This is a genomic window from Cellulomonas biazotea, assembly GCF_004306155.1.
Classification (GTDB): Bacteria; Actinomycetota; Actinomycetes; order Actinomycetales; family Cellulomonadaceae; genus Cellulomonas; species Cellulomonas biazotea.
Map to the genome: position 1 here is coordinate 1 of NZ_BIMR01000201.1, position 3617 is coordinate 3617.

The 3617-nt window shown below is 73.0% G+C and carries 3 protein-coding genes; all 3 read left to right on the forward strand.

Going from position 1 to position 3617, the window contains the following annotated elements:
- The coding region (locus CBZ_RS12975) for a glycosyltransferase family 2 protein (RefSeq protein WP_130781949.1) at positions 1-934 on the forward strand (934 nt) is incomplete at its 5' end.
- Positions 935-990: 56 nt separating this feature from the next.
- Positions 991-1986 carry a dTDP-glucose 4,6-dehydratase gene (rfbB, locus tag CBZ_RS12980; RefSeq protein WP_130781950.1) on the forward strand — a complete coding sequence of 332 codons (996 nt, stop codon included), beginning with the start codon at positions 991-993 and terminating at the stop codon, positions 1984-1986.
- A gap of 140 nt (positions 1987-2126) precedes the next feature.
- Entirely contained in the window at positions 2127-3416 is a 1290-nt protein-coding gene (locus tag CBZ_RS12985) for an LCP family protein (RefSeq protein WP_246013351.1), read from the forward strand.
- Positions 3417-3617 lie beyond the last annotated feature (201 nt).

A 3617-nucleotide genomic window follows, 5' to 3' on the forward strand; every position in this document is an offset into this window, starting at 1 on the left:
CGGCACGGCCGCGCTCGTGGCGCAGGAGTACCCCGAGGTCCGGCTCATCGCGCACCCGGTGAACACCGGGTTCGCGGGCGGCAACGACCTGGCGCTGGCCGACGTCACCTCGCGGTACGTCGTGCTGCTCAACAACGACGCCGTCCCCGACCCCGCGTTCGTCGCGTCGCTCGTACGGGCGATGGACGCCGCCGGGCCGTCCGTCGCGGCCATGGCGGCGACCGTCCTGCTCGCGGCCCGGTTCCGCCCCGCGACGCCCGACGACGACCGCGGCGACGTGCGCGTCGTGCGCGGACCCGACGGCGCCTGGGTCGAGGCCCCCGACGGACCGGTCCGGCTGGTGAACTCGACGGGCAACGTCGTGCGCTCCGACGGCTACGGCGTCGACCGGGGCTGGCTCGCGCGCGCCGACGGGCACGCCCCGCCGCGCGAGGTGTTCGGCTTCAGCGGGGCCGCGGCGGTCCTGCGGACGTCCGCGCTGCGCGACGTCGGGCTGTTCGACGCCCGCCTGTTCATGTACTACGAGGACACCGACCTCTCGTGGCGCCTGCGGCTGGCCGGCTACCGCGTGGAGCACTGCCCGGAGGCGGTCGTCCTGCACGAGCACTCGGCGTCGTCGGTCGAGGGCAGCACGTTCTTCCGGTTCCACGACCAGCGCAACCGGCTCGCGGTGCTCACGAAGGACGCGACCGCCGGGCTGTGGGGCCGCGCCCTCGCGCGCTACCTCGTGACGACGGCGTCCGCGCTGCTGCGCCGGCGTGACCTGGCGGAGGTCCGGCTGCGGCTGCGCGTGCTGGGGTCGTACGCCGGGCTCCTGCCCCACCTGCTCGCGGAGCGGCGGCGGATCGGGCGCTCCGCGCAGGTGGCCCGACGCGACGTCGAACGCCTGCTCGTCGCGCCCGGGCCGCAGGCCGACACCGGCTACCGGAGCTGAGTCGGCACGACGCTACGCTGTCCGGCAACCCCAGATCCCACGGAGGAATGCCCGACATGCGCATGCTCGTGACCGGCGGTGCCGGCTTCATCGGCTCCAACTTCGTCCACCAGACCGTCCGCGAGCGCCCCGACGTGCACATCACCGTGCTCGACGCGCTGACCTACGCGGGCGACGAGCGCAGCCTCGACCCCGTCGACGGCCAGGTCGTCTTCGCGAAGGGCGACATCGCCGACCCCGACATCGTCGACGCGCTGGTCCGCGAGGTGGACCTCGTCGTGCACTTCGCCGCCGAGTCGCACAACGACAACTCGCTGCACGACCCGTGGCCGTTCCTGCGCACGAACGTCATCGGCACGTACCAGATCCTCGAGGCCGTGCGCCGGTACGGCGTCCGGCTGCACCACATCTCGACCGACGAGGTCTACGGCGACCTCGAGCTCGACGACCCGGCGAAGTTCACGCCCGAGACGCCGTACAACCCGTCGAGCCCGTACTCGTCGACGAAGGCGTCCTCCGACCTGCTGGTCCGCGCGTGGGCCCGCAGCTTCGGGGTGCAGGCCACGATCTCGAACTGCTCGAACAACTACGGCCCGTACCAGCACGTGGAGAAGTTCATCCCGCGCCAGGTCACCAACGTCATCGACGGCGTCCGCCCGAAGCTGTACGGCACGGGCGAGAACGTGCGCGACTGGATCCACGTCGAGGACCACAACTCGGCCGTGTGGACGATCATCGACAAGGGTCGCATCGGCGAGACGTACCTCATCGGCGCCGACGGCGAGGTCGACAACAAGACGGTCGTCGAGACGATCCTCGAGGTCATGGGCCAGCCGAAGGACGCGTACGACCTGGTGAGCGACCGCCCGGGCCATGACCTGCGGTACGCGATCGACTCGACGAAGCTCCGCGAGGAGCTCGGCTGGACGCCGCGGTACCGCGACTTCCGGTCGGGCCTCGCGGCGACGATCGACTGGTACAGCGCGAACGAGTCGTGGTGGCGTCCCCGCAAGGAGGCCACGGAGGCGAAGTACACGCAGCTCGGCCGCTGAGGTCGGCGCGGTCGTCCGTCGACCGCCCCCTCGCCTGGGACTGCCGGCACGGGCGTGGTGGCACTGATCTGCACAGATCCTCCACCACGCCCGTGCGTGCGCTCCGCTGCGACGGCCCGCTCGGCTCCTAGGATCGTCGGGTGACCACCCGCCACGCCGCCGTCCCGCGCCCCCGTGCCGCCCGGCACGCTCGCAGACTGCACTCCGGCACGGTGCTGCGCACCGTGGCCCTCAGCACCGTCGGGCTCCTCGCCTTCGGCGTGACGGGTGCGGCCGCGGCGTTCGCGAAGCTGCAGGGGAACGTCGACCGCGTCGACGTGTCCGACCTCCTCGGCGACGCCCCCGAGCCGAGCAAGGCGCCCGACCCGGACGACCCGAACGCGGGCTCGCCCGTCAACATCCTCGTCCTCGGGTCCGACCAGCGGGACGGCGTCAACGCCGACATCGGCGGCGAGGTCGAGGGCATGCGCTCCGACACCACGATCGTCCTGCACATCTCCGCCGACCGGCAGCGCGTCGAGGCCGTCTCGATCCCCCGCGACTCGCTCGTCGACATCCCCGCGTGCGAGATGTCGAACGGCAAGACGTCCCGCGCGACGCACGGCATGTTCAACACCGCGTTCGCGACCGGGTGGGACATGGGCGGCGACATGGCCTCCGCCGCCGCGTGCACGATCCGGACCGTCCAGGAGAACACCGGGCTCGCGATCGACCACTTCGTCGTCGTCGACTTCAGCGGGTTCCAGTCGATGATCGACGCGATCGGCGGGGTCGAGATCTGCATCCCCAACGACATGACGTCGAAGGACGCCGGCCTCGCGGTCAAGGCGGGCAACCAGCGGCTCGACGGCCCCACGGCGCTGGCGTTCGCGCGCGCCCGCAAGGGCCCCGGCGTCGGCGACGGGTCGGACACCAACCGCATCGGCAACCAGCAGCGCCTCATCGCGGCGATGGTGCAGGAGGTGCTGTCGAAGAACGTCCTCATGGACGTCCCGCAGCTCCTGTCGTTCCTCAACGCGGCGACGAGCTCGCTGACGACAGACACGGGCCTGTCGCTCACGGCGATGACCGGCCTCGCCTACAACATGCGCTCCATCCGCGGTGGGAACATCACGTTCATGACCGTGCCGTGGGCCCCCGCCAAGAGCGACCCCAACCGCGTCGAGTGGACGTCGGAGGCGGAGACCCTCTGGGCGAACATGGCCGCCGACGTCCCGGCGCTGGGCCAGCCCGAGCCCGAGCCCGCGCCCGTGGACACCGCGCCGCCCGCGGCCGACCCCGGTGCGACCGCGGCCCCGCCCGCGGCACCGCCCGCGACGCAGGCGCCCGCCCCCGAGGTGACCACCCCGGTCGAGCCCGCGCCTTCCGAGACCAAGCAGGCCGGCAAGGAGCCGTTCAGCGCCGACGACACCACGGCGGTGTGCGGGTGACCGCCACGACCACGGCGGTGGCATGACGGCCGACGACCGGCGCCGGCCCGACGCCGCTCCCCCGTCCTTCACGCCCTCCACGCCCGGCCGGCGCCCGGGGGCCGACGGCGGCGCGATCGTCGTGGGCGAGGGGGCGGCACCCGGCGCGACCCCGCCGACCTCGGGACGCGCCCCGGCCGCACAGCCCGCGCCGTCCACCCC